We start from the raw sequence: 21,387 nt of genomic DNA on the forward strand, positions 1-21,387 counted from the left end.
CGTCAGGGGGCGGGACCGCAGGAAGAGCAGGCATCAAGAGCCTCGCCATAGCCGGGGGAGCGCTGGTCACCTGCCGGTGACCCATTCGAGGGTTGCTTGGCGGCGGCGCTTTCTCCTTCGACGGCCGGACTGCCGTGGCGGGCTAGCGTGGCTGTACCCGAGCAGACGCAGGTGCACCTCACGAGCCGTGGAACGGCTCTCCGAGCGTCCTGGCGGTTTTCCAGCGGGCAAGCAGAGGAAGGGCCTGGCATGTCCAACCACTTCACCGGCCTCAGCCTTGGGCCGCCGCTCGGCGACCAGCGCCTCGATCTGTGCGACCTGTACGCCTTCGGGGTATCCAGCGATCCGAGCAGGACCGTTCTCATCCTCAACGCCAACCCCAACGCCGATGCCCTGCACCCCGACGCCGTGTACCGCCTGAACATCGACAACGACGGCGACCATCTGACCGATGTCGCTTTCAGCTGGGTCTTCAGCCCGTCGGCAGCCGACGGCTCCCAGACCTACAGCGTCTTCATGGCAACCGGTGCGGAGGCCCGCAAGGCCGAGGCGGTCGGCACCAAGATCGTTTCGGATGCCGCCGTCTCGTTCGGTCCCCAGGCAAACGTGGTCAGCAGCGGCGACTACCGGGTGGCCGCCGGCAGCCGCAGTGACGCCTTCTTCTTCGACGCCGACGGCATCCAGGCGCTGTTCGATACCAGCGGCGGCCGGAATTTCACCGCACCCCATCTGGGCGGGCAGTCCCCGTGGACCGGCGTCGACGCCAACAGCACGGCCAACGTCTTCTCCATGGCGATCGAGCTGCCGACCGCGGAGCTGGCGCCCGAGCCCGAGTTGCGCATCTGGGGCCGGTGCAGCGTCCTGCGCGACGGTGAACTCGTCCACGTGGACCGGGCCGGGCACCCGTCGGTGAGCAGCTTCTTCAACACCGACGACACGAAGGAGGAGTACAACGCCAGCGAGCCGGTCAACGACCGGGCCAGGTGGACGGACCAGTTCGTCCACCTGCTGGGCCACACCGGTGACTACACACGCGAAGCGGCGGTCACCGCGCTCGACGAGCACGGCATCCTGCCGGACGTGCTGCACTTCGACCCTTCCAAGCCCGCCGCGTACCCCAATGGCCGGACGTTCACGGAAGACGTCATCGACATCCGCGTCGCATTCCTCACCAAGAACGAGGCGCCGCCCACCGGCCTGGCGCCGCACACCGACACCCTTGACAGGTTCCCGTACCTCGGCGAACCGCACTCGGCAGCGACCTCCTGACGGCCGATGGGCGGCAGGTCTGTCACTGCTTCGATCACCGCAGCGACTGCACTCCAAGGCGCCCGCGCGGGTGCCCTGAACCGGTCCGGCTACCGGTCCCAGCGGTTCAGGGCGCCTGTCAGCTCCTGGTACCAGCCTGTACGGGACCAGTCGTCGTCCTCGCCGGGCTCGGATCCGAGAGCGACCACGGTGTCGGCCGCGGAGCAGGTGAGTCGGTAGGCAGGTCACGGCCCGCAACATCCTTCTCGGCCACGTCCCTAAAGACCGCAAGGACCCCCTGATCCAATGGGTTGAGCAGCACTTCTCGACCCGCAAGTTCGCTGCTTTGACCGAAGCAGGCGGATCTACGATGCGTTCTTCCCCCGTGAAACCGCCCCGCGACCGCGTCGGCCCGGTGAAGCCGTCGCCGAAACACGGTGGAGCCCGTTCTACCCCTACTACCGCTACTGAAGCCCGGTCGCCCCCAAGCTAATACCGTGACCAGAAGGTATCAGCGGAGGCACTGGTCGCGAGCCTGATTCGGGCGCCGGAGACGCATCTGTGTGTTCGGTACCGGCGTCTCCGCACGCTGTCACGGGGGGAAACGCTCCGGGCGGAAGTCCGCAAGCATCTCGTCCCTCTTCCCGCTGAGGATCTCTGAAGCAAGCAGCCTGCCGATCACCGGCCCGAGCGTGATGCCGCTGTGGGAAACAGCCTCGTAGTAGCCAGGCACAGAAGGCACCGCTCCCACCGAGGGGAATCCGTCGGCCGGGATGGGCCGGTAGGCCACCTGTGTCTGCGCGATGCGGGAGCTGCCGAGTTCCGGAACGACGTGCCGCGCCGATTCGTGGAGCAGCCGTGCGAGTTCCGCTGGATCTTCACCTGTGTCGATGAGTGCGTCGATCTCGCGGCTGTGGAGGACCACTGACGCATCTCCGTCAGGACGGATCTCGATGTGGGGCGCGTGCATGGCTCGGTGAACCGGGACCTGAGCACCGCCGATCCGGGTGACGACGCCGGGTTCTCGGCGCATCGGCAAGTGCCGTGCGATGAGCCCGGCGACCTGGGAGGCGCTGGGTCCTGCTGCGTTCACGACGACGTCGACGTTGAGACAGCTCCCGTCCGACAGAGTCACTGTCCGGATGCTCCCATCGGAGCCGATGCCGACGTCGCAGACCGCGGTCCCGGAACGGTGTTCGGCGCCGGACTCAACGGCTCGGCCGACCAGGCGGCCGACGAGATGCCGTCCGTGCACCCATGCTTCGTCGGGGTAGAACAGGACCGAGGTCTTGCCGGGCACCCTGAGAGCAGGTTCGAGACGACGGCGCACCTCGGCCCCGGTGCACACCTCGACCCTGTAGTGCCAGCCAGCCAGCAGCTCGGCCGTTTCCAGGAGCTTCGCCTCCGCTGCGGGATCATCAGCCCAGCGCAGGTGGCCGCTGGGATGCCACCAAGAGCCTGGTCCGATGGTCTCCGCAAGCTCACGGTACGCCGCCATGCTCGCAACGTTCAGGTCGAAGTAGGACCTGCGCTCGGTCTTGTTGCTGGCGTTGACCCACGAGAAAGACCAGTTGGTGACCCCTTCGCCTGGCCGGCCCGCATCGATGAAGACCACCTCGGCCCCGTGCCGCGACAGGTTCCATCCCACGCAGGCTCCGAGAATGCCCACTCCGATGACAGCAACACGTTCAGACCGCTGCACACACCCGGCGCTCACGAACGCCCCCTTTCAGCGCCGCGGGCCAACTCCCGCTTCCAGCATGCCATTCGCCCCGTTCGGTGACGAGCGTCGATGTCGGGCTCGGTCCACAGACGCAACCCCAGCCAAGCGGTTTCAAGTTGGAGCGGCATCGGCGAACACGGCGCGGCGACGCTCTACGAACGCCGCGTCAGAACCGGGTCAACTGGATCATTTCAGACGAAAAACTGCAGTCCGTCTCAAGGTTCTGGCTCACTTTGAGGCGGAGATGTTCGGTCTCGGTGAGCGATTCCGGGCGACTGAGAATCCATCGGGTCACCACGCGGGCTGCCGGGGGTTGCGCGGTGATCGGCCGAGGTGACGTGCGCTTCTTCCTGATGTAGGCGCTGACAATGCCGTAGCTGCCCTTGTAGCCGAGCGGGATGATCTCCTCCCAGGCTTCCAGGCGTTGGTGCAGCCCTCAGCCCAACTCGTCCAGGTAAGGCTTGTACTCATCCAAGGCGAAGGTCCGGTTGTACTGCCACTGGCCGCGAAAGAGATCTTCCGGCTTGGCAGCGTCAGCCAGGCTTTTGACGGTGCGGTGGGTCATGTGGAGTTGGCGGCCGATGGAGCGGCGGCTGTGGCCGGCTGCCAGCACCGCGTGGACGGTGGCGTGCCTGGCCCGGATGCGGTTGGCGAACCGGTCGCTTTCCCAGGGCGAGGCCAGGGTCTCCTTGGACGGTGTGGGCTCCGGGTGCCGGCATCGGCACCACCACCGTCCACCGGTACATCACCGAGGCCGTCGAGATCCTGGCCTCCCACGCGCCGACCTTCACCGAAGCGGTGAAGACCGCCTCCGCCAAGGCATTCGTGATCCTGGACGGCACGCTACTGCCGATCGACCGCATCGCCGCCGACCGGCCCTTCCACTCCGGGAAACACAAGAAGCACGGCATGAACGTGCAGATCATCGCCGACCCGGCGGGGCGGCTGCTGTGGGCCTCACCCGCACTGCCCGGAGCAGTCCACGACATCAAGGCTGCGCGAACCCACGGCATCATCGACGCCCTGGACCGGCGTGGAGTGCTGGGCGGACAAGGGCTACCGAGGCGCCGGCGGCACCATACGGGTGCCCTACCGGGGGCGCTGGGAGACGCTCTCCGCAGGCCAGCAAGCCGTCAACCGTTCACACGCGAAGGTCCGCGCGCTCGTCGAGCAGGCCATGGACACCCTCAAGACCTGGCGGCTCCTGCGCAAACTGCGCTGCTCGACCACCCGGATCACCAGCCTCGTGAAGGCCGTCCTCACCCTGCACCTGACCTGCTCAAACTGAGGTTGGAAAGGCTCAGTGGACCCCTTTAGTGTGCGGCAGACATGAGGACGACCATCCGGCCTGGCACGCACGCCAGTTGGCGTTTTCCGTATCCGGAGAACAGGGCTGCGGGGTCGTTCCTCATCGACGGTTTCCGTTGGAGAGGGAGAAACAGAGTGCGAACCGCATCAACAGCGCCCCGCCGGCGCGCGGCGCGTGGGAACGATGGCTGGTCGTTCCCGGACCTGGTGGTGGAGACGTGGGGGGATTTCGCGTGTTTCACCAGGCCGGAGCTGAAGGCCGAGCGGGTGAGTTACCAGGTGATGACCCCGTCGGCTGCGGAGGGGCTGTTGCGTGCGATCTTCTGGAAGCCGCAGTTCCAGTACGTGATCCGCAGGATCGAGGTGCTGGAGCCGATCCGCTGGATGCTGGTGCGGCGTAACGAGGTGCAGTCGGTGATCAGCCCGCAGCGGGTCAAGGCGCTGCGCGCCGGCGCTGCCGAGCGCTACGACGTGGAGGAGGACCGGGACCAGCGCAGCACGATGGGCCTGCGGGACGTGCGGTACCGCATCCATGCGCAGATCGTCGTGGACCCGAAGGCGCGCGCCGGCTCGGGGAAGTATCCGGCGGCGTCGGAGGAGAAGTACCGCGACCAGCTGCGGCGGCGCGTGGAACGGGGTGCTTGCTTCTCGCAGCCCTTCTTCGGCTGCCGGGAGTTCACCGCCCACTTCGGCGCCGCCGAGGTGGAGCGGCGTCCGATCGCGCACAGCGAGGAGTTCGGCGTGATGCTGCACTCCATCGCCTACACCAGCCAGGGGGAGCGGTACCAGTGGTTTAGGGCGGCGCTGGATGGCGGTGTCCTGGAGGTCACGGACCCCCTTGCGGACGACGCGGTTGCCATGCCGCACGGGCCGTGGCGCTCCGACGGGGCCGAGGGGTGAGGGCATGCTGCTGCAGCGGTTGAACGAGTACGGCGAGGCGATCGCCGAGGATCTGCCGCCGGACTTCTATCGGGACAGGGTGATCACGTGGGTACTCGATATCCGGGAGGGCGGGCAGAGGGCCCGCCTGATCGGCGACCGGGTGCCGGCCGGGAAGCGGGAGCAGGCGCGCTCGGAGAGGGTGCCGTACGCCCAGCGGTCGGGAATCCGTGTTCCGCCCAACCTGATCGTCGATACAGCGGAGTTCGCGCTCGGAATCCCGAAGGCGGGGAAAGACGGGGCTGTCACGGACAAGGCGCGCGGTGAAGCCGAGCGGCGGCACGGCGCCTACCGGGAACTGGCCCTGCGGTGGGTCGAGCGGGAGCCGGACGACGCGTCGGCCCGGGCGCTGGGTACCTACTTCTCCTGCGGCGGGCCCGCGCTGATTCCGGCTGAGCAGCTCGACGAGGTGGAAGCCGGCGACACGGTCGCCGTCATGGCCGGGACCCGCTGGCTGCACGCTTTGCCGTCCGTCCAGCAGTTGTGGGCCGAGGTGGTCCGCGAGCGCAAGGGCGGAGACGGAGGTGAGGGCCTGTGCCTGGTCTGCGGTGAGCAGCGCAGCCTGCTCGCGACGATCCCCGAGACGGTGAAGAAAGGTTCCGTACCTTCCGCGGGCGGCACCAACGAGGGCGCGCTGATCAGCATCAACACCTCCGCGCAGGGGCGCGGTGGCATCACCCAGCTCGCCAACACCCCGGTATGCATCCAGTGCGGCCGTCGCGCCATGGCCGTGCTCAACCATCTGATCGCTTCAAAGGAACACAGCCGCCGCTTCCGCGACGACGGTGTGCTGCTGTGGTGGGCCCGCCATGCAGACGGCGAGAGGGAACTGTTCGACGTCCTCCAGGACGATCCGGACCCGGCCAGCGTCGCCCACCTCATCGAGGTGCTGCACACCACGCCTACTCCGCACAGCGCTTCCCGTATCGAGGACGGTTCCTTCTGCGCCCTCGGCCTGGGGCTGAACAACGCCCGGCTGGTCGTACGTGAATGGATCGACGTTCCGCTTCCCGAGATCAAGGCCGCGCTCGGAGCCTGGTACGAGGACCACGGTGTTCACGACGGCTGGACCGGCGAGACCCGGTACTCGCCGCTATGGCTGCTTGCGCTCAGCTGCGGACGCTGGACAGGGGAGCGCTACGCCCCCGGCAGTGCGCCCCGCGGCCTGGAGGCCGACCTGCTGCGCGCCGCCCTGCGCCGCACTCCTCTGCCGGCCCGCGTACTGCCGCTCATCCTGCAACGCATCCACGCCGACCAAAAGACCGACAGCCCCCGCCTGGCGCTGCTGAGGCTGATCCTGAATCGCTCTCCCCGCCCGGAGGACCACGTGACACCGAAACTCGACCAGGACAGCAACGAGCCCGCCTACCTCTCGGGCCGCCTGTTCGCTGTGATGGAGAACATCCAGCGCCGCGCTCTGGGCAAGAACCTCAACGCCACGGTCCGCGACAAGTACTTCCGGGCGGCGGCGACCTCTCCCTCCGCCACTTTGACCCGGCTGTTCAGCGATTCCGGTGCCCACCTCAAACGCCTGCGTAAGGACAAGCCCGGGGCCGGCAGCGCGATGGAGAGGCAGTTGGTCGACCTCTACGCGAAGGTCCAACAGGACCTACCCACCCACCTGACCCCGCTGCAGCAGGCCCGCTTCGTCATCGGCTACGCACACCAGCGCTCAGAGGACCTCGCAGCAGCCCGCACCGCGGCCGAAGCCCACCACACCGACGCCGCCGACATCCACGGCAGTCCTACCGCCGCGTGAGCCCCTCCGCCGCCCACCACCACGGCATTCAGGAGACCACCACCATGACCGAAGCCCACCTCGACCCGGCTCGCAAGCACGACTTCGTCTTCCTCATCGAAGCCACCGACTCCAACCCCAACGGTGACCCCGACAACGGCGGCCTGCCCCGCACCGACCCGACCACCGGACAGGGGCTGATCACCGACGTTGCCATCAAACGCAAGCTCCGCAACACCGTCGACCTGCTCAACACCGTCGAGAAGAAGAGCGGGTACGACATCTACGTCGACGCCGGCGTCGCCCTCAACGCCCAGCATGAGCGGGCGTACCAGGACGCCGCCGTCACCGACCGGCACACCGCTCAGCAGTGGATGTGCAAGACCTTCTTCGACGTCCGCATGTTCGGCGCCGTGATGTCGACCGGCAAGCGCGACAAGCAAGCCGGCCGAGTCCAGGGACCAGTACAGATCGGCTTCTCCCGCTCCATCGACCCGGTCGTCCCCCTCGACATCGGCATCACCCGCGTCACCCCCACCCGCCAGGAGGACGTCGACGCCTGGAACAACACCCAGACCGACAACGACAAGGACACCAACAGGGGAAAGGAGACCGAGATGGGCTCCAAACACCTCATCCCCTACGGCCTCTACAAGGGCACCGGCCACTTCAGCGCCCCCCTGGCGCAGAAGACCGGAGTGACCTCCACAGACCTCGAGATCTTCTGGCGCGCGCTCACCCTCATGTTCGAGCACGACCGCGCCGCAGCCCGCGCCGGACTCGCCCTGCGCGGCCTCTACGTCTTCAGCCACGACGACGCGTTCGGACGCACCCCCGCACACACCCTCTTCGACCGCATCACCGTCGCCCCCCTGGGCGACACCACAGCGCGCCGGTTCGCCGACTACGAGCAGAACATTGCGATCCGCGACAAGAACCTGCCCGGCGGCGTCACCCTGACCACGCTCATCGGGTGACCCACCCCGCCCACCCGCCTCCAGGGCTCATCCTGCCACCATGTGGGTCCCGCGCACGGTGGCGGTGTCGTCGGCCAATGCGTCTTCTAGAGACCTCTTTTGTCGGACATCAACCCGTCCTCTGGTACGGCGGTGGCGGCCCCCTGCCCGCGGCGGCCCAGGATCGCAACTGCGGCTGGCGCTGTGTGATCATGAGGTGCCACTCCTCTGATGGCGGCCGCCCTCCGGGGCGGCCGAGGATCGCAACCTGCACGAGTCGGTTTACAAACGGGACATGAGCGACAGGTGGCGGCCGCCCTCCGGGGCGGCCGAGGATCGCAACATGCGGGTCTCCTGCGGCGACCAGGGAGGACAGGAATGCCTCGTTGTGTAGCCGCACACTGTCGAACGTCTCGATGATCTGAGCTCGGGCCGCATCGACGACGGGGACGAATGCCTCCGGCACTCGGTCCAGTGCGCCTTCGCGTGCAATCGTTCCGTCGTGGGCCAGCCCTCGTTCGCTCACGAGGGCCGCCATCACCCTCATGACCAGGCGCCTGGCCCGGAACGGGGCCACCTCGACGAGCCGGCTGAGGAAGCCGGCGACGGCCGACGGCTGATCAACTGCTCAACCAGGGCCCTGCGACTCTCAGCCGCTGATGATCAGGATCTTCTCTTTGCTGCCAGGGGTTGGCCACCCCGCGCACTCACCGTGGCCAGAGAGCCTCAGCGCCATACGCCCGAGTGGTTTACCCGGTGTACCCGTCGATCGACCTCATGCCTCACCTACCTTCACAGTGTGACCGCACGGCTACTTTAAGTGAAAGGAGAGAGGGATGCATCCGATGGCCATGGGTCGACTGGCGACCCTCGCCTCGACAGCCCTGCTGCTGGCCGGCGTGGTGAGTGCCGGATCGGCTCAGGCGCAGTCCGCTGCTCAGGCACGGTATCCCGGGGGGCTCATCACCTACTCGATCGAGTTCTCCAACCCCCAGGAGAACGACAACAATGACCTGCCCGAGCCCTACGGCCAAGTCTTCGTGAAGGATAACGGCTTCCGGCAGACCACCCTGTGGGAGCACCCGGACCTGGACATCAACACCCCCACCCTGCCGCGCTACCCGGAGTCCGGCCCCACGCACAGGTTCGCCGACCACTCCATCAGCGAGGTATGCGCCTTCGTGGGTGAGGACGACACCGGCATCAACGCCGACGACATCCTCGCCAGGGGCTGCGCGCCCTTCCACGGCCCTGGTACGTACACCATCCCCGGTGCAGACGGAAAGGTGACCGTCACCGTCTACCACATCGGCTGATCCCCTTCACTGCATGGATGCCCTGCCCTCCTCCTGGGGCGGGCATCCATGCGGTGAAGGACGTGCGCCATGCCGGTATCCACGGAGCGCCGACGGGAGTGAGGCTGCGCCTATATGGCGTGCTCTCAGACTGTCAGAGAGGTTCGCCGGCCACGGTGGACGATCAGCTTTGCTCATGGGCAGAATCAGCCAACATGCCGAAAAACAAGGGTCTGATACTCACGATTGGCCTCCTTCTGATCTCGAATGCCGCCTTTCTGGTGTTTCTGTGGAGCAACAGCACGTCGTTCGGGGGTGGCGTAACGATAGGCAAGGCCGCCCCACGTGGCGCGCCCACCGGGATCCCCGACTCAAGGGCGACTCGGTCATGGCAACCAACGAGTGGCCCGACGCCTGCTCGTTCGTGGACCAGGCGGAGATCAAGGCGATTCTTCCCGAAGCCAAGGACATCCAGCAGGAGAGCCAGAGAGTTTACAGTTCATCGATTAAGGAATTCGCGAGGGACCCATCATGGAAAGAGACCGAGAGGACAGAGTCGGGCCGGTGTCTTTACAGCATGAAACTTCCGGGTGAGACCTACGAATCTACCCAGTTGTGGATCCGCATCGAGGCCGTGGCCGCTCCGAAGCTGATCACAGGCTATGGGGAGCGTGTCGGGTCAGGAACCAATACCAATCAGGGTGCACGGGGGGCGGACCACTGTGCCCTCACCGGGCCCGCCGACGGAATCTGGTTCTGCCGCAAGGGCTCCGTCCTCTTCAGTTTGGGAGGGCAGACCACGGCGAAGTTCAAGGGTGAGCATGCCCCGGCTCCTTGGGTCTGGCGGGACGACGTTCTGCCCGAATTCGTACGAACCATCGCGGCGAAGATCAAGTAGATGTTGGGGCGTCATTCCATTCTCAACCGCGCGGGGACGCCGTCCCGTCCCGCGTCGGCTGCCTACGATGCCAAGTCAAGTTGCTCTCCACATCGGTGCAGGCGCAGGCAGGGCCGTTGCCAACGCGGCTTGCGCTGACAAGCAGGCCACAGTGAGGGCGGCCCACTGCGCGGCATCACCCCTGGCGCACCGGAACCCTGACGGCCAGCTCGTTCCCGACCGGCTCACGGAAGTGGTCGGGGAGAGGTCCGGGCGCAGGCGTCGTACCCGCGCTGGATGCCTCCATCGGCCGCTGTCCCGGGCCACGTCGCGCTCGAACTCCACGACGACCGCCGGTCGCACGCACCGGTGCTCCAGCACCTCGCACGTACCGCAGTCGCAGCCGCGCCGAACCGCTTGGCCGCAGGTTGGCCACGCAGGCTGATCCAAGCTGGGATCAGGTGGGACAGGCCGGCACACGCGACCAGGTCAGAAGGGGTACCCGGATGTCCGGTTACCCCTTCTGACGTGCATGTTCTCTACCGGCGCGGGGGCGGTGGGATGTGAATCCACGGTGACATCGCTGCTACGAGGGTTTTCAAGACCGCTGTGACCGAAGCTGCGCTACGCGCTCTGAGCTGCGGTTTCTCCCTTGGCAGGCTGTTGGGCATGTGCTGTGGTCTGCCGCTGGTCCACAGTCCGTCGATTCCTCAAGCCGGGGCCCCTGCGCAGGCTCCGCACAGGGCCAGGTGTCAGAAGCGGATGTACGGCGTGTAGTACGTGTCGGCGCTGACCTGCCAGCCAACGGCGCTGTAGCGGTAGCCCTTGGGGCAGGTTCGCAGTGCGGGGATGTAGCCCGAGTTGGCGGCGAGGTTCGTCCGCACGGTGTAGAGCTTCTGTCCCTTGCTGCCGGCGCAGGTGATGCCGAAGCTGCCCTTCACCTTCTTGTTCGTGTTGTTCCTGAACTTCACGGTGAACTTGCCGCCGGACTTGGTGATGCAGCGGCTGACCTTCTTGCCATTGCAGTTCCAGTCGTATGCCTGCGCTCCCGGCGCCGTGACGCTCATGACCGACACGGCGGCGGCAGTCGCCACCAGCAGGCCGGCGGCCCGCCGGGCTGTCTTCCTCATGGTTCTCCTCAAAAGATCATCTGCTAGAAGGAAACAGAGCCCGGGAAGGCTACAAGCCGGTGTGGCACGCCACACCACCAGGCCCCGGTGTGCTCGATGTGGGCCTGGAACCCGCGCGACGCGACAGCGCCTCCGGTCCGACCTGCGCGGTGGCCCGCGAGCTCCTCGCCCAGAGCGGGAACTCACAAGGCAGCTCTCTGGCTACTGCGGCCAGGACGAGAGGAGGGCCGATGGCGGCACGCAAGCCACCAACGGAGCGACAGCGGCGGCATAGTGCGACTGTCCCCGGCCAGGCCCGCGATTCAGGAGGCGAAGTCGGGCGGGAGACCTCACTGACCAAAACGCTCCCTCAACCTCCTTAAACAGCGGAGTGGGTGCGCTCTCGGCGCATACAGGCCACGGCCGCACTGCAGCCGCCGATCAGCTTCGAGACCTGTCTGATCCGGCCCGAGGTGTACGCGCATGCCTTCGCGGCGTCCGGCTTCAGTGAGCTGCGCTGGGTCGAGATGACCGTGGGGGAGGACGCCGCGCGCCGCTTCGGCGATGACTTCTGGCAGGACTTCCTGGCGAACCCGCCGATCGTGCTCTTTGAAGCCCGGAGCTGAGGTGTCGGCTCAGCCCACGTCGGCCAGGGCTGCCGGTGCGAGCCCCTCCATCAGCTCACGCAGCTCTGCGATGGCCTCCGGCCGCACCGAGTAGCAGATCTGCACACCACGGCGCCGTGTGCTCACCACGCCGGCCTCGCGCAGCACCTTCAGATGCTGGCTGATGGTCGGCTGTGACACTGCGAAGAGCTCGGTGAAGTCGCAGGCGCAGGTCTCCGGTTGAGCGGCCAGCGCGCGCACGATGCCCAGCCGCACGGGATGGCCGAGGGACTTCAGCATTGCGGCACTTGACTGGTTGGTTGTCACGCTTGACAGGGTATCAAGGACTCTCTATATAGTTGCTTTACTGTATAGGGAATCTCCTATATGAACGGGGGCGGGCTACGAGCGCCCCATAGCCATCGCGCAGCCGCGCTGTACAGGTTTGGAGAGCTCATGAGCGAGTCCGCTCGCACGAGCGCCTCAGAAGAGGGCATCTGGTCCCCCCGATATCGGTCCCTCACCATCGGACTGATCCTCTCGGTCACCTTGGTCGCGTTCCTCTGGCTGGGCGTCGCGACGGTGCTCCCCTCGGTGGCCGGGGAACTTGATGGGCTGGGCTTGTTCGGCTGGGCTTTCACCGCGTTCATGCTGGCCAATATCTTCGGCACCGTTCTCGCCGGCCAGGGGGCGGACCGGACGGGTCCGGCCCGTCCCTACCTCCGGGCATTCCTCTATTTCATCGTCGGCTGTGCGGTCTCCGCCATCGCGGCCAACTGGTATGTGTTCCTGCTGGGCAGGACGCTTCAGGGAGCCGGTGTCGGTGGCGTGCTGGCCCTTGCCTATCTGACCGTGGGCCGCGCCTACCCGGACGAGCTGCGCGCCCGGATGCTCGCGCTGGTGGCCTCCGCCTGGACGCTGCCCGCGCTGCTCGGGCCGGCCGTCGCCGCCGCCATCGCCGAGGCCAGCAACTGGCGGGTGGTCTTCCTCGTCCTGGTGCCGCTGGTGCCGATCGGCGTGGTGCTGGCCCTGCCCGCACTGCGCAAGCTGGGACCGCCCGAGGTCTCGGCCCCCGACAAGCGCCGCATTCCCTTCACCCTGCTCCTGGTGGTGGGCGCGGGCGCCGTGCTGGCCGGGCTGGAGGAGCACAATCTGGCGCTCACCCTGCCGCTCGTGGCGGTGGGTGCCGCACTGGCGCTGCCGATGCTGCGCAAGCTGCTGCCGTCCGGCACGCTCACCGTCCGGCGCGGTATGCCGGCCGGCATGATCGTGCGCGGACTCGTCAGCACCGCCTACTACGGCGCCGAGTCCTTCTTTCCGCTGAGCATGACCCAGGTGTTAGGGCTGAGCACCCTGGAGTCCGGCCTGGCGCTCTCCGCGGGGGCGCTCACCTGGGTCAGCGGTGCTTGGGTCCAGGCCAAGCTGGACACCCGCAGCGGCGGCCAGGGGCGGCACAGCCGCGTCGTCGCCGGCTTCGTGCTGCTGCTGGCTGGTGACGCGCTGATCGCCGTGTCCATCGGCACCGAGCTGCGGAGTGTGGCGCTCGCCGTCATCGGCTGGGCCATCGCCGGCTTCGGGATGGGGCTTGTGTACCCCGCCGTCACCACCATCGTCCTGGCGCTGGCCCCCAAGGGCCAAGAGGGCGCGGCCAGTTCCAACCTCCAGCTGTCCGAGACCCTGTCCGTGGCCGTGATGACAGGCCTGGGCACCGCCGTCAGCGCCTTCGGGGCCGCCCAGAGCTGGGGGCGGCACAGCGCCCTTGGCATCGTCTTCACCATCACCGCACTGGCGGCCCTGCTGGGCATCGGGGCGGGGCTTCGGACCGTGGTGCGGGGCGCCCCGGAAGCCGATCCGGCCGAGGAGGACACCACCACCGAGACCGATCCGCTTAACAAAGAAGCGGGACGGACCGCCTGACCGGGACCCCCGGATCCCCCGCGGACGGTAGCGACAGGTGCCCGGCCGGAGGGCGACAGCGCTCCGGCCGGGCACCTGTGCGCGGCATGCCGCGCCGCATCCGTCACGCCTCCCGCCGGCCCCTGGAGGGTCCGCCACGGGTCTTACACCATGGGACACAATCGACGCGGCGGCCTTCGAGCACGACGGCGCCCGGCACGCGGTCGTCGGTGCGTATACCGGCGAGGGTGTGGTGCTGCGGCTGACCAGCGACGGACGGGCCGAGCAGGTCCGGGACCTGCCCCTGCACACCAACGGGGTGAAGGGAGTCGCTGTCTCCGGCGACTTCATCTTCTCCGTCGCAGACGACGGCAGGCTGATCGTCACCGGCAGTTACACCGTCGCCGGCAGCCGCTGGGCGATCGAGTCCTGCTTCCAGAGCGCGAAGAACGAATGCGACCTCGACCAGTACGAAGTCCGGCGCTACCCGGGCTGGTACCGGCACATCACCCTCGCGATACTCGCTCACACCTTCCTCGCCGCCATGGCCGCCGCCGAAGCCATTGAAAGGGGGGCCGCAGAAACGGATCTGCCCTCATCCCGCTCAGCCTGGCAGAAATCCGCAAGCTCATGGCAGCTTGCCGCCCTGGAACAGGTCACCGCCAGCACACGCAACATGCCCGGAGATGGTCCCGCTTCCGGCGGCGCCACCAGGCCACCGCCAAACACTGCCACTACGAACGCCGCACCCGCCATCACGAACTCCAGCCACATGACGCACAGCCAGCCCGCTGCACTCGAAAACAAGCCTCCGACCAGCAGGAATAGCAAACTGCAACTGGAGTATTAACCGGAGTGGGGATCACGACCTGCTGTTAAGGTCGCGTGATGTGGACGTACGTGCTGAATTGAGTCAATTTTTGAAATCGAGGCGCGCCCGGCTGGGGCCCGAGGACGTGGGCGTAGTGGACCATGGCCGACAGCGGCGAGTGCCGGGGCTGCGCCGGGAGGAGCTCGCTCAGCTGGCCGGCGTGAGCGTGGCCCACTACACCCGGCTGGAACAGGGCCACAGCGAGAATGTCTCCGCGGAGGTCCTCGACGCGGTCTCGCGCACTCTCCACCTCAACGCGGACGAGACGGCGTACCTGCATCGATTGGCGCATCCGCCGAAACACGCGCAGCCGACCCCGGGCCCGAGACTTCGGGTGAGTTTGCAACGGCTGCTGGATTCGATGGTGTCCAACCCGGTGTTCGTCCTCGGGCATTACACCAACATCGTCGCCTGGAACCGGGCTGCTGCCGTGCTCGTCGATCTCGCGGCTGTACCGAATTCGCAGCGCACGTGGTCGCATCAGGTCTTCTTGAACGATGAGTACCGGCAAATGCTCGGTGCGGCCTGGCAGGAATTCGCCGGCTCGCATGTCGCCTACCTGCGGGTGCTCCTCGCCCGCAATCCCCACTACGCAGAGCTGAAGTCCCACATCGCCGTGATGCGGGAGGCGAGCGAGGAATTCCGACGGCTGTGGAACGAGCACGGAGTGGAGTTGTGGAGCCACCGTGCATATGTGTTCACGCATCCGCTGGTCGGCGTACTGGAGCTCTCCGGCGAAACGATGCTGCTCCCCGGTGACGAGGACCTGAGCGAGCTGGAACTCCTCGTAGCCGAACCGGGCTCCGCTTCGGAGGCCTCGCTCGACTACCTCATCTCGACCACCGACCGCAAAGCCAGCGCCGACCTCGCCTACTAGCCTCGATCTTGCATGACCGTCCACCGACGGAGTCGGTGGACGGTCATGCAAGATCGAGGCTAGGGCGGCTGCGGAAATACACGGGCGTGAGTAGTCGGGGTGCAGGAAGTACGCCGAGATCGACGGCCAAGCCTGATTACTGACGCATTCGATGAGGAGGACCAAGCACATGAAGACCCCGCATGTGTTCCGCCGCCGCAAGACGGCCTTCCCATTCATGAACCGCCCTCGTGGGAGCGGAAGGCCCACTTCCAGGTAGGAGATGTGGTCCACCTCCTGCCCGACGGATTCCGGTTCAGGGTCGTGTGGGCCGACGGCGTCCTGGTAGGGATGGAGCAGCCGGGACAGCTCGTCGGACAGCCGCCGCCCGGTGCGCTCCCCGCGACGGTCTCCGGACTGTTCCGGCACGCCCGCCTGCCCAAGGTCTACTCCGCCGTGCCCTGGTGGTTTCGGCTCCTTCGCCCAGGATCTCCTGGGCGAAGGCGAGGACGAGGGCGGCTGTGCCGCGCTGCTCGGGGTCGCCCGGCGGGAGGGGCTGACCCACGGCGGCGACGGTCCTGCGCGCTCACTGACCCCCGCCGACTTGGACCCCGAAACCGGTCTCGACGGTCGACGGACAGCCCTCAACGCCGTCGTTCTCTCCAACTCCGAAGGGCTGGACAGGGGCCAGGTCGACGTCCAGCTGGAGGCATCCCGCATCGGGAAGAGCTGGTACGTGACCGGCCTCGGCCTCTCGGCAGGCTGACCCCGGCCACCGGTTCGGAAGCCCGGACTTGAGGGGGCGGCGGCCGGGGGAGCACTCGTGCTGCTGGAGGGAGCCGCCGTCCCGAGCGGCTGGAGCGGCGTATCGACCGCCCTTCAGCCGCTCACGGGGGCGGTCGAACCGAGGTCCGTGGCCGGGGCCGTGGACTGGGCGGTGTACCAGTCGTGGATCTGTTCGCCCGTGCAGAAGGTCGCCTCGTCGTGACCGCGGATGTGTTCCAGCGCCAGGTCCAGGTACTTCAGCCGGTGCGGGGCTCCCATGATGTAGGGGTGTACGACCAAGGCCATGACGCGTGCGGAGTCGTCGGCACGCGCGTCGGCGAGGAGCTGGTCGAACTGGTCGGTGGCGCGCTGCCGGTATTCGTCGGCGGTGTGGTGCTGGATGAGCATCATCGCCACGTCGTTGCACTCTTGGGTGTAGGGCACGTTGACGATGGCGTCGGTGCGGGTGCGCAGTTGTGTCGGCTGGTCGTCCAGCACCCAGTCGCAGACGTACTCGTAACCCTCTTCGACGAGCAGGTCGGGGGTCTCCCACGTTTCCGTGAGGCCGGGGCCGAGCCAGCCGCGGGGCGCTTTGCCGGTGGCTGCGGCGATCGCGTCGCCGGTGCTGCGGATGTCGCGGCGCTCGTCCGGCACCTTCTGCATGTTCTTCTGCGAGAAGCCGTGCCCCAGGAACTCCCACCGACGGCTGAGGGCGGCCTCGGTGATCTGCGGGTAGGCGGCGACGGCGGAGCCGTTGACGGCGAGGGCCGCGGGGATGCGGTGGCGGTCGATCACCCGCAGCATCCGCCAGAATCCGGCCCGGTTGCCGTACTCGTGCCAGGACCAGTTCGGTACGTCGGGGGAGGGCACCCCGCCCGCCGGCGGGGTGAGCACGGTGCGTGGCATCGGTTCGGTGTCCGACCACTCCTCGATGTTGACGATCAGCCAGACGGCGACCTTCGCCCCGCCCGGAAGCCGCAACGGCCTGCGCCCTTCGATGGGGTCGTAGTCGATGCGCTCGGTGGGCTTCATGCCGTTAACAGCCATGGCTCTGGCTCCCTTTCTCGGTGATGGTGACGGACAGCGGCTGCAGGTGATCGATTTCGGCGCGGACGAGGTCGCCGGGGACGATCGCACCGACGCCGGCCGGTGTGCCGGTGTAGATGAGGTCGCCTGGGCAGAGCTGGTGGTCGGTGGACAGATGGGTGATGATCTCGGCGACGTTCCAGATCATCAGCCCGAGCGAAGTGCGCTGCCGGATCTCTCCGTTGACCGTCAGCCGCAGCTCGGCAGTGCTGAGGTCGCCCGCGAGTTCACGGGGCGTGAGGGGACCGCATGGCGCCGAGGCGTCGAACGCTTTGCCCGCTTCCCAGGAGATCCGCTTCTCGCGGCAGTCCCTCTGACGGTCGCGGCGGGTCAGATCGATTCCGACGGCATAACCCAGGACCAGTTCGTGCGCCCGCTCAAGCGGGACGTTCGTACCCGCGGTTCCGATCGCGGCGACCAGCTCACCCTCGAACTGGAAGTCGCCGGTGCGGGGCGGGTAGGGCACTCGCGCGCCGTCCGCGACGATCGCGTCGGACGGCTTCTGGAAGAAGAAGGGGTCGTCCCGCTCGTCGCCCTCGCGCATCTCGCGGACGTGGTCGACGTAGTTGCGGCCGACGCAGTAGATCCGGCGTACCGGGAACAACGTGTCACTGCCGGCGATGGGCACCGACGCTGTCGGCGGGGTGAACAGCAGGGTCATGACGACTCCGATCGACGGGGGGTGCTGAACAGGGCCGGGCGCAGGAGGAGAGTGAGCGCAGCGCCGGCCAGGGAGAAGCCGGTGATCTGCACAAGTCCGGCCCCTGTCCAGCCGAGACCGGCCACGAAGCGGCTGAAGAGGTAGCCCGAAGCACCGGCGGCGACGTAGACGCAGGTGATGAACATGCCTGAGCCTTGGCTGGCGATGCTGGGATGGACGGACTTCACGAGCAGGCCCGCGAGGACGACATAGGCGCCTCCGCTGGCGAAGAGCCCGAACAGGAACGAGAACGCGGTCTGCCAGGCGGGGACGGCCGGGCCGAGGAACAGCGCCGCCGCCGCGGCGGCGGCCCCCGCGTTCATGGACCCGAGGCAGACACGCGGGTCCAGCCGGTCGGTGAGCCAGCCGCTCAGAGGTGAGGCGAACGCGGCCAGCCCCGACAGCCCGACGGCGAGGCCGGCCTGGCCCGAGGTGAATCCCAGCTCGTCGCGCAGATAGGTGGCGTAGAGGCCGATGTAGCCGAAGTCGGCCAGTCCGAACAGCATGGTGATGACGGCCAGCACGAGGGGGTTCCAGCTCAGTACGGAGTCGGAACCGCCGACGGTTCGCGCCCGTACTTCGGTACTGGTGGCTTCGGTGAACCGGCGCGATACGAGGACCATCACCGCGAGTGTCACCAGGAGACCGAACACACCGAACACGACCATCGGCGAGCGCCAGGTGTCGTGCTGCTCCAGCAGGGCGGTTGCGACGACCGGCCCGACCACCGATCCGGTGGCGAAGGCCATGTTCACCGCTCCGATGGCCAGGCCCCGGTGCCGGGGAAACGCTCCGGCAGCGACGGTGAGGATGGCCGCGAGCTGGAGTGCCTCGCCGACGCCCGACAGGATCCGCCAGACCAGCATGTCGGCGAAGCCCGTGCTGACGATGGTCAGGATCGTCGCGGCGGAGAAGGCGGTGGTGCCGACGACGACAAGGAGTTTGCGGCTCAGACGGGCGAGCGCGATCCCCGCGGGGATGCCCGTGATGCCCATGCCGAGGGCGAAGACCGTGGACTGCAGGCCCGACTGGTCGAGGCTGAACCCGTACTCGGCCCGGACCTCCGGCAGCAGGACCGGGAAGACCATCCGGTCCATCGCGTTCACCGAGTACGCCAGCAGGAGCAGCCCGAACATCGCGACGGCGGGAGCTCCGGCGACGCGTTGGATCGGGGGTTTGACCGGTATCGCGCTGGTGCTCATCTGTTTACCGCCCAGGTCCGTCATTCGGCTGAGAAAGGCTGTGGGAAGGCTGAGGGAGCGCGGGGGTTGAGGCCGTCGCCTTCGGCGCGGGCTCGTTCGAGGAGCGCGTCGTGGCGACCGCTCGCGCCGGAGATCGCGTTCCGGGCCGAGGGCTGTGTCAGCCGGCCGTTGTCGAGCAGCACCCGGCCGTCGACGACGACCGTGCTGATGTTGCCGGCGTGGCCCTGCCTGACCAGGTCTTCGGCCGGGTCTCCCGCCGGCTGGAGGTTGGCGGCGCCGAGGTCGAGCAGCAGCAGGTCGGCCCGCTTGCCCGGGGTGATCGAGCCGGTCACGTCACCGAGGCCGAGCTGGCGCGCGCCGTCCAGGGTCGCCATCCGCAGAAGCTGACGGGGTGCGACCGACTGCCTGCCGGTGCGGGCGATTTCGATGGCCTCCACCGCGCGCAGCGTCCCCAGTACGTCGGGAGCGGTCGGCATGGCCAGGGTGTCGGTCGAGAACGAGACCGATACGCCTGCCTCAAGCAGCTCGCTGACCAGGGGGAAGCCCATCGTCCGCAGCTCGGTGATCGGGCTGAGCGACACGCTGGTGCCGGTGGAGGCCAGCACTTCGATGTCGGCGGCGGAGGCGTGGACGGCGTGGACGACCTGCACGTCGGGGCCGAGCAGGTCCCCGTCGGCGTGCCGGACGAGTTCGCAGGAGCGGCAGCCTTCTTCGCGCAGGCAGCGGTCACAGTGCGTGGTGATCGGCAGATTCAGTTCGCGGGCGGTGTCCCACTCACGCCTGCAGACCGGCTGCGTGGTCCGGTACGGACCACGCAGCGCCGCACCGAAGTGGAGGAGGCCGTCGCGACGCTCGTCGGGCCAGCGTGCGGCGAAGCGCCGCAGGTCCTCAAGGTCCATCGTCTCCTCGGGGGGAGTCGAGTCGCGAGGCCCGTAGGAGAAACGGCCGCGGATGCCCGCGTCGAGCTGAGCGCGCACGTTGACGTCGGCGTCCTCGGGGGAGCGGACGTTGTGGTCCCAGTTGTGCACCGTGGAGATTCCGGCGGTCACCGCCTCGGCGAGAGCGAACCGGGCGGACCAGTAGAAGTCCTCCAGAGCGTGATGGGGGCCCAGCGCGCGCTTGACGGTGAAGTAGTCGTGGCCGGGTGCTTCGCCGACCGAGCCGCGCAGGAGGCTGTTCCACAGGTGCCAGTGGGTGTCGACGAAGCCGGGGAGCGCGAGGAGCCCGCTGCCGTCGATCACCCTGGCCCCCGGCGGGTGGGGCACCGGGACATCGGTGGAGACCGCCGTGATCACGCCGTCGTCCACGGTCACGGTCGCTTGCTGGAGGTCACCCAACCGCGGGTCCATCGTGACGGCGGTGACGTTGGTGATCACCAGGGGATCACGGGCGGACAGGTCGGGCTCAGGAAACATGTCGGCTTACCTCCAGTGCTATAGCGATACCAAGACCCCAGGCGGCGACCGCCCCGCGCAGCGCCGAGGGGGAGATACGCCGCGCGGCCATCACTCCGAGGCGGCCACCCAGCAGCCCGGTCGCCGCCAGGACGATGGCTGGGCCCCAGGCCACCGAGGTGAAAAGGACGAAGACGAGAGCGGACACCGAGCCCACGAGGAGTGAGAGCACGCCCTTGAGCGCGTTGAGCCGGTGAGTCGTATCGGCCAGGAACACCCCGAGGGCCGCCAGCATCACGATGCCGAGCCCGGCGACGAAGAACCCGCCGTAGAAAGCGACCAGGAACTGCGAGAGAAGCAGCCCTCTCCGGCTCGACCTGGCGCCGTGCCGCGCGGCCCAGGAAGCGATGCGGGGCTGGGCGGCGAGCAGCACGGCGGACACGAGGACCAGCCAGGGCACCACGGCGCGGAACACCTCCGCGCTCACCGCGAGCAGGGCCAGCGCTCCGCCGGTCGCGCCGAGCAGGCTGACCGGCGCCAGCCGGCCGATCCGGCGGCCCTGGCCGGTCAGCTCGGCCCGGTACCCGACCGATCCGCCGAGGTATCCGGGCAGCGCCGCGACCGAGTTCGTGACGTTGGCGGTGACCGGCGGGACGCCCATGACCACCAGTGCGGGAAAGGAGAGCATCGACCCGCCGCCGGCCACGGCGTTCACCGCGCCGGCCAGCAGGCCGACCACGGCCAGTCCCAGGTACTGCCACAGTGCGAGCGCGTCCATCCGCTGTCTCCCTCCTCTCCATCGGCATTCAACGTATGCAT

The 21,387-nt window shown here is 67.8% G+C and carries 19 protein-coding genes and 2 pseudogenes; 12 read left to right on the forward strand and 9 right to left on the reverse strand.

Translation table 11 applies throughout. The features are described 5' to 3' along the window. Positions 1-249: 249 nt before the first annotated feature. Entirely contained in the window at positions 250-1,269 is a 1,020-nt protein-coding gene (locus OHB04_RS40965) for a DUF4331 family protein (protein WP_326693256.1), read from the forward strand. Between the two features lie 571 nt (positions 1,270-1,840). Here OHB04_RS40965 and OHB04_RS40970 read toward each other — a convergent pair. Together OHB04_RS40970 and OHB04_RS40975 are read right to left on the reverse strand one after the other, a co-directional pair. Next, positions 1,841-2,965 (reverse strand): NAD(P)/FAD-dependent oxidoreductase, encoded by a 1,125-nt coding sequence (locus OHB04_RS40970; protein ID WP_326809662.1) that lies wholly within the window; start codon positions 2,963-2,965, stop codon positions 1,841-1,843. Between the two features lie 442 nt (positions 2,966-3,407). Beyond that, a complete protein-coding gene (locus OHB04_RS40975; protein ID WP_326693255.1) occupies positions 3,408-3,584 on the reverse strand; it encodes a hypothetical protein in 177 nt (58 codons plus the stop codon). An 89-nt stretch (positions 3,585-3,673) separates the two neighbouring features. Here OHB04_RS40975 and OHB04_RS40980 point away from each other — a divergent pair. From OHB04_RS40980 to OHB04_RS41010, 6 genes and pseudogenes are all read left to right on the forward strand, one after another. Beyond that, a pseudogene (locus OHB04_RS40980) lies at positions 3,674-4,259 on the forward strand (transposase family protein); the annotation flags it as partial. Between the two features lie 155 nt (positions 4,260-4,414). Continuing rightward, positions 4,415-5,179 (forward strand): type I-C CRISPR-associated protein Cas5c, encoded by a 765-nt coding sequence (gene cas5c, locus OHB04_RS40985; RefSeq protein ID WP_326693254.1) that lies wholly within the window; start codon positions 4,415-4,417, stop codon positions 5,177-5,179. A 4-nt stretch (positions 5,180-5,183) separates the two neighbouring features. Further along, positions 5,184-6,977, forward strand: a complete 1,794-nt coding sequence (gene cas8c, locus OHB04_RS40990; RefSeq protein WP_326693253.1) for a type I-C CRISPR-associated protein Cas8c/Csd1 — start codon at positions 5,184-5,186, stop codon at positions 6,975-6,977. 44 nt (positions 6,978-7,021) lie between these two features. Beyond that, a complete protein-coding gene (cas7c, locus tag OHB04_RS40995) occupies positions 7,022-7,933 on the forward strand; it encodes a type I-C CRISPR-associated protein Cas7/Csd2 (protein WP_326693252.1) in 912 nt (303 codons plus the stop codon). A gap of 815 nt (positions 7,934-8,748) precedes the next feature. Beyond that, on the forward strand, positions 8,749-9,228 hold the full coding sequence (locus OHB04_RS41005) for a hypothetical protein (RefSeq protein WP_326693251.1): 480 nt from the start codon (positions 8,749-8,751) through the stop codon (positions 9,226-9,228). Positions 9,229-9,595: 367 nt separating this feature from the next. Next, entirely contained in the window at positions 9,596-10,105 is a 510-nt protein-coding gene (locus OHB04_RS41010) for a hypothetical protein (protein ID WP_326693250.1), read from the forward strand. A gap of 731 nt (positions 10,106-10,836) precedes the next feature. Here the strand turns inward: OHB04_RS41010 and OHB04_RS41015 are convergent. Further along, the gene (locus tag OHB04_RS41015) at positions 10,837-11,214 is read right to left on the reverse strand and encodes a hypothetical protein (RefSeq protein ID WP_326693249.1); all 378 of its coding nucleotides are present in this window, start codon (positions 11,212-11,214) and stop codon (positions 10,837-10,839) included. Between the two features lie 374 nt (positions 11,215-11,588). Here OHB04_RS41015 and OHB04_RS41020 point away from each other — a divergent pair, with 374 nt between their 5' ends. Further along, positions 11,589-11,819, forward strand: coding sequence for a hypothetical protein (locus OHB04_RS41020; RefSeq protein WP_326693248.1), 231 nt, complete (start codon positions 11,589-11,591; stop codon positions 11,817-11,819). Between the two features lie 9 nt (positions 11,820-11,828). Here the strand turns inward: OHB04_RS41020 and OHB04_RS41025 are convergent, their stop codons facing one another. After that, a complete protein-coding gene (locus OHB04_RS41025; protein WP_326693398.1) occupies positions 11,829-12,098 on the reverse strand; it encodes an ArsR/SmtB family transcription factor in 270 nt (89 codons plus the stop codon). A 156-nt stretch (positions 12,099-12,254) separates the two neighbouring features. Between OHB04_RS41025 and OHB04_RS41030 the strand changes: the two genes are divergently transcribed. The 4 genes and pseudogenes from OHB04_RS41030 (at position 12,255) to OHB04_RS41045 (ending at position 16,187) form a co-directional block, all read left to right on the forward strand. Continuing rightward, positions 12,255-13,715: an MFS transporter gene (locus OHB04_RS41030; RefSeq protein ID WP_326693247.1), complete on the forward strand. Its 1,461-nt coding sequence runs from the start codon at positions 12,255-12,257 to the stop codon at positions 13,713-13,715. A gap of 379 nt (positions 13,716-14,094) precedes the next feature. Further along, positions 14,095-14,253, forward strand: a pseudogene (locus OHB04_RS42125) (IS701 family transposase); the annotation flags it as partial. Between the two features lie 331 nt (positions 14,254-14,584). Next, positions 14,585-15,442, forward strand: coding sequence for a helix-turn-helix domain-containing protein (locus tag OHB04_RS41040; RefSeq protein WP_326693246.1), 858 nt, complete (start codon positions 14,585-14,587; stop codon positions 15,440-15,442). Between the two features lie 583 nt (positions 15,443-16,025). Beyond that, positions 16,026-16,187, forward strand: a complete 162-nt coding sequence (locus OHB04_RS41045; RefSeq protein ID WP_326693245.1) for a hypothetical protein — start codon at positions 16,026-16,028, stop codon at positions 16,185-16,187. A 113-nt stretch (positions 16,188-16,300) separates the two neighbouring features. On the opposite strand, the gene OHB04_RS41050 is transcribed toward OHB04_RS41045, so the two are convergent. The 5 genes from OHB04_RS41050 to OHB04_RS41070 are packed head-to-tail and all read right to left on the reverse strand — an operon-like array spanning position 16,301 to position 21,346. Beyond that, a complete protein-coding gene (locus OHB04_RS41050) occupies positions 16,301-17,233 on the reverse strand; it encodes a polysaccharide deacetylase family protein (protein ID WP_326693244.1) in 933 nt (310 codons plus the stop codon). Continuing rightward, on the reverse strand, positions 17,223-17,933 hold the full coding sequence (locus OHB04_RS41055; RefSeq protein ID WP_326693243.1) for a fumarylacetoacetate hydrolase family protein: 711 nt from the start codon (positions 17,931-17,933) through the stop codon (positions 17,223-17,225). Before OHB04_RS41055 ends, OHB04_RS41050 begins: the two co-directional genes overlap by 11 nt. Next, positions 17,930-19,174, reverse strand: a complete 1,245-nt coding sequence (locus OHB04_RS41060; protein ID WP_326693242.1) for an MFS transporter — start codon at positions 19,172-19,174, stop codon at positions 17,930-17,932. Before OHB04_RS41060 ends, OHB04_RS41055 begins: the two co-directional genes overlap by 4 nt. A 20-nt stretch (positions 19,175-19,194) precedes the next feature. Continuing rightward, entirely contained in the window at positions 19,195-20,589 is a 1,395-nt protein-coding gene (locus tag OHB04_RS41065; protein ID WP_326693241.1) for an amidohydrolase family protein, read from the reverse strand. Further along, positions 20,579-21,346 carry a sulfite exporter TauE/SafE family protein gene (locus OHB04_RS41070; RefSeq protein WP_326693240.1) on the reverse strand — a complete coding sequence of 256 codons (768 nt, stop codon included), beginning with the start codon at positions 21,344-21,346 and terminating at the stop codon, positions 20,579-20,581. The genes OHB04_RS41065 and OHB04_RS41070 overlap by 11 nt, the downstream gene beginning before the upstream one ends. Between the last annotated feature and the right edge of the window lie 41 nt (positions 21,347-21,387).

It is taken from the genome of Streptomyces sp. NBC_01775 (genome assembly GCF_035917675.1).
In the GTDB taxonomy this organism is placed as follows: domain Bacteria; phylum Actinomycetota; class Actinomycetes; order Streptomycetales; family Streptomycetaceae; genus Streptomyces.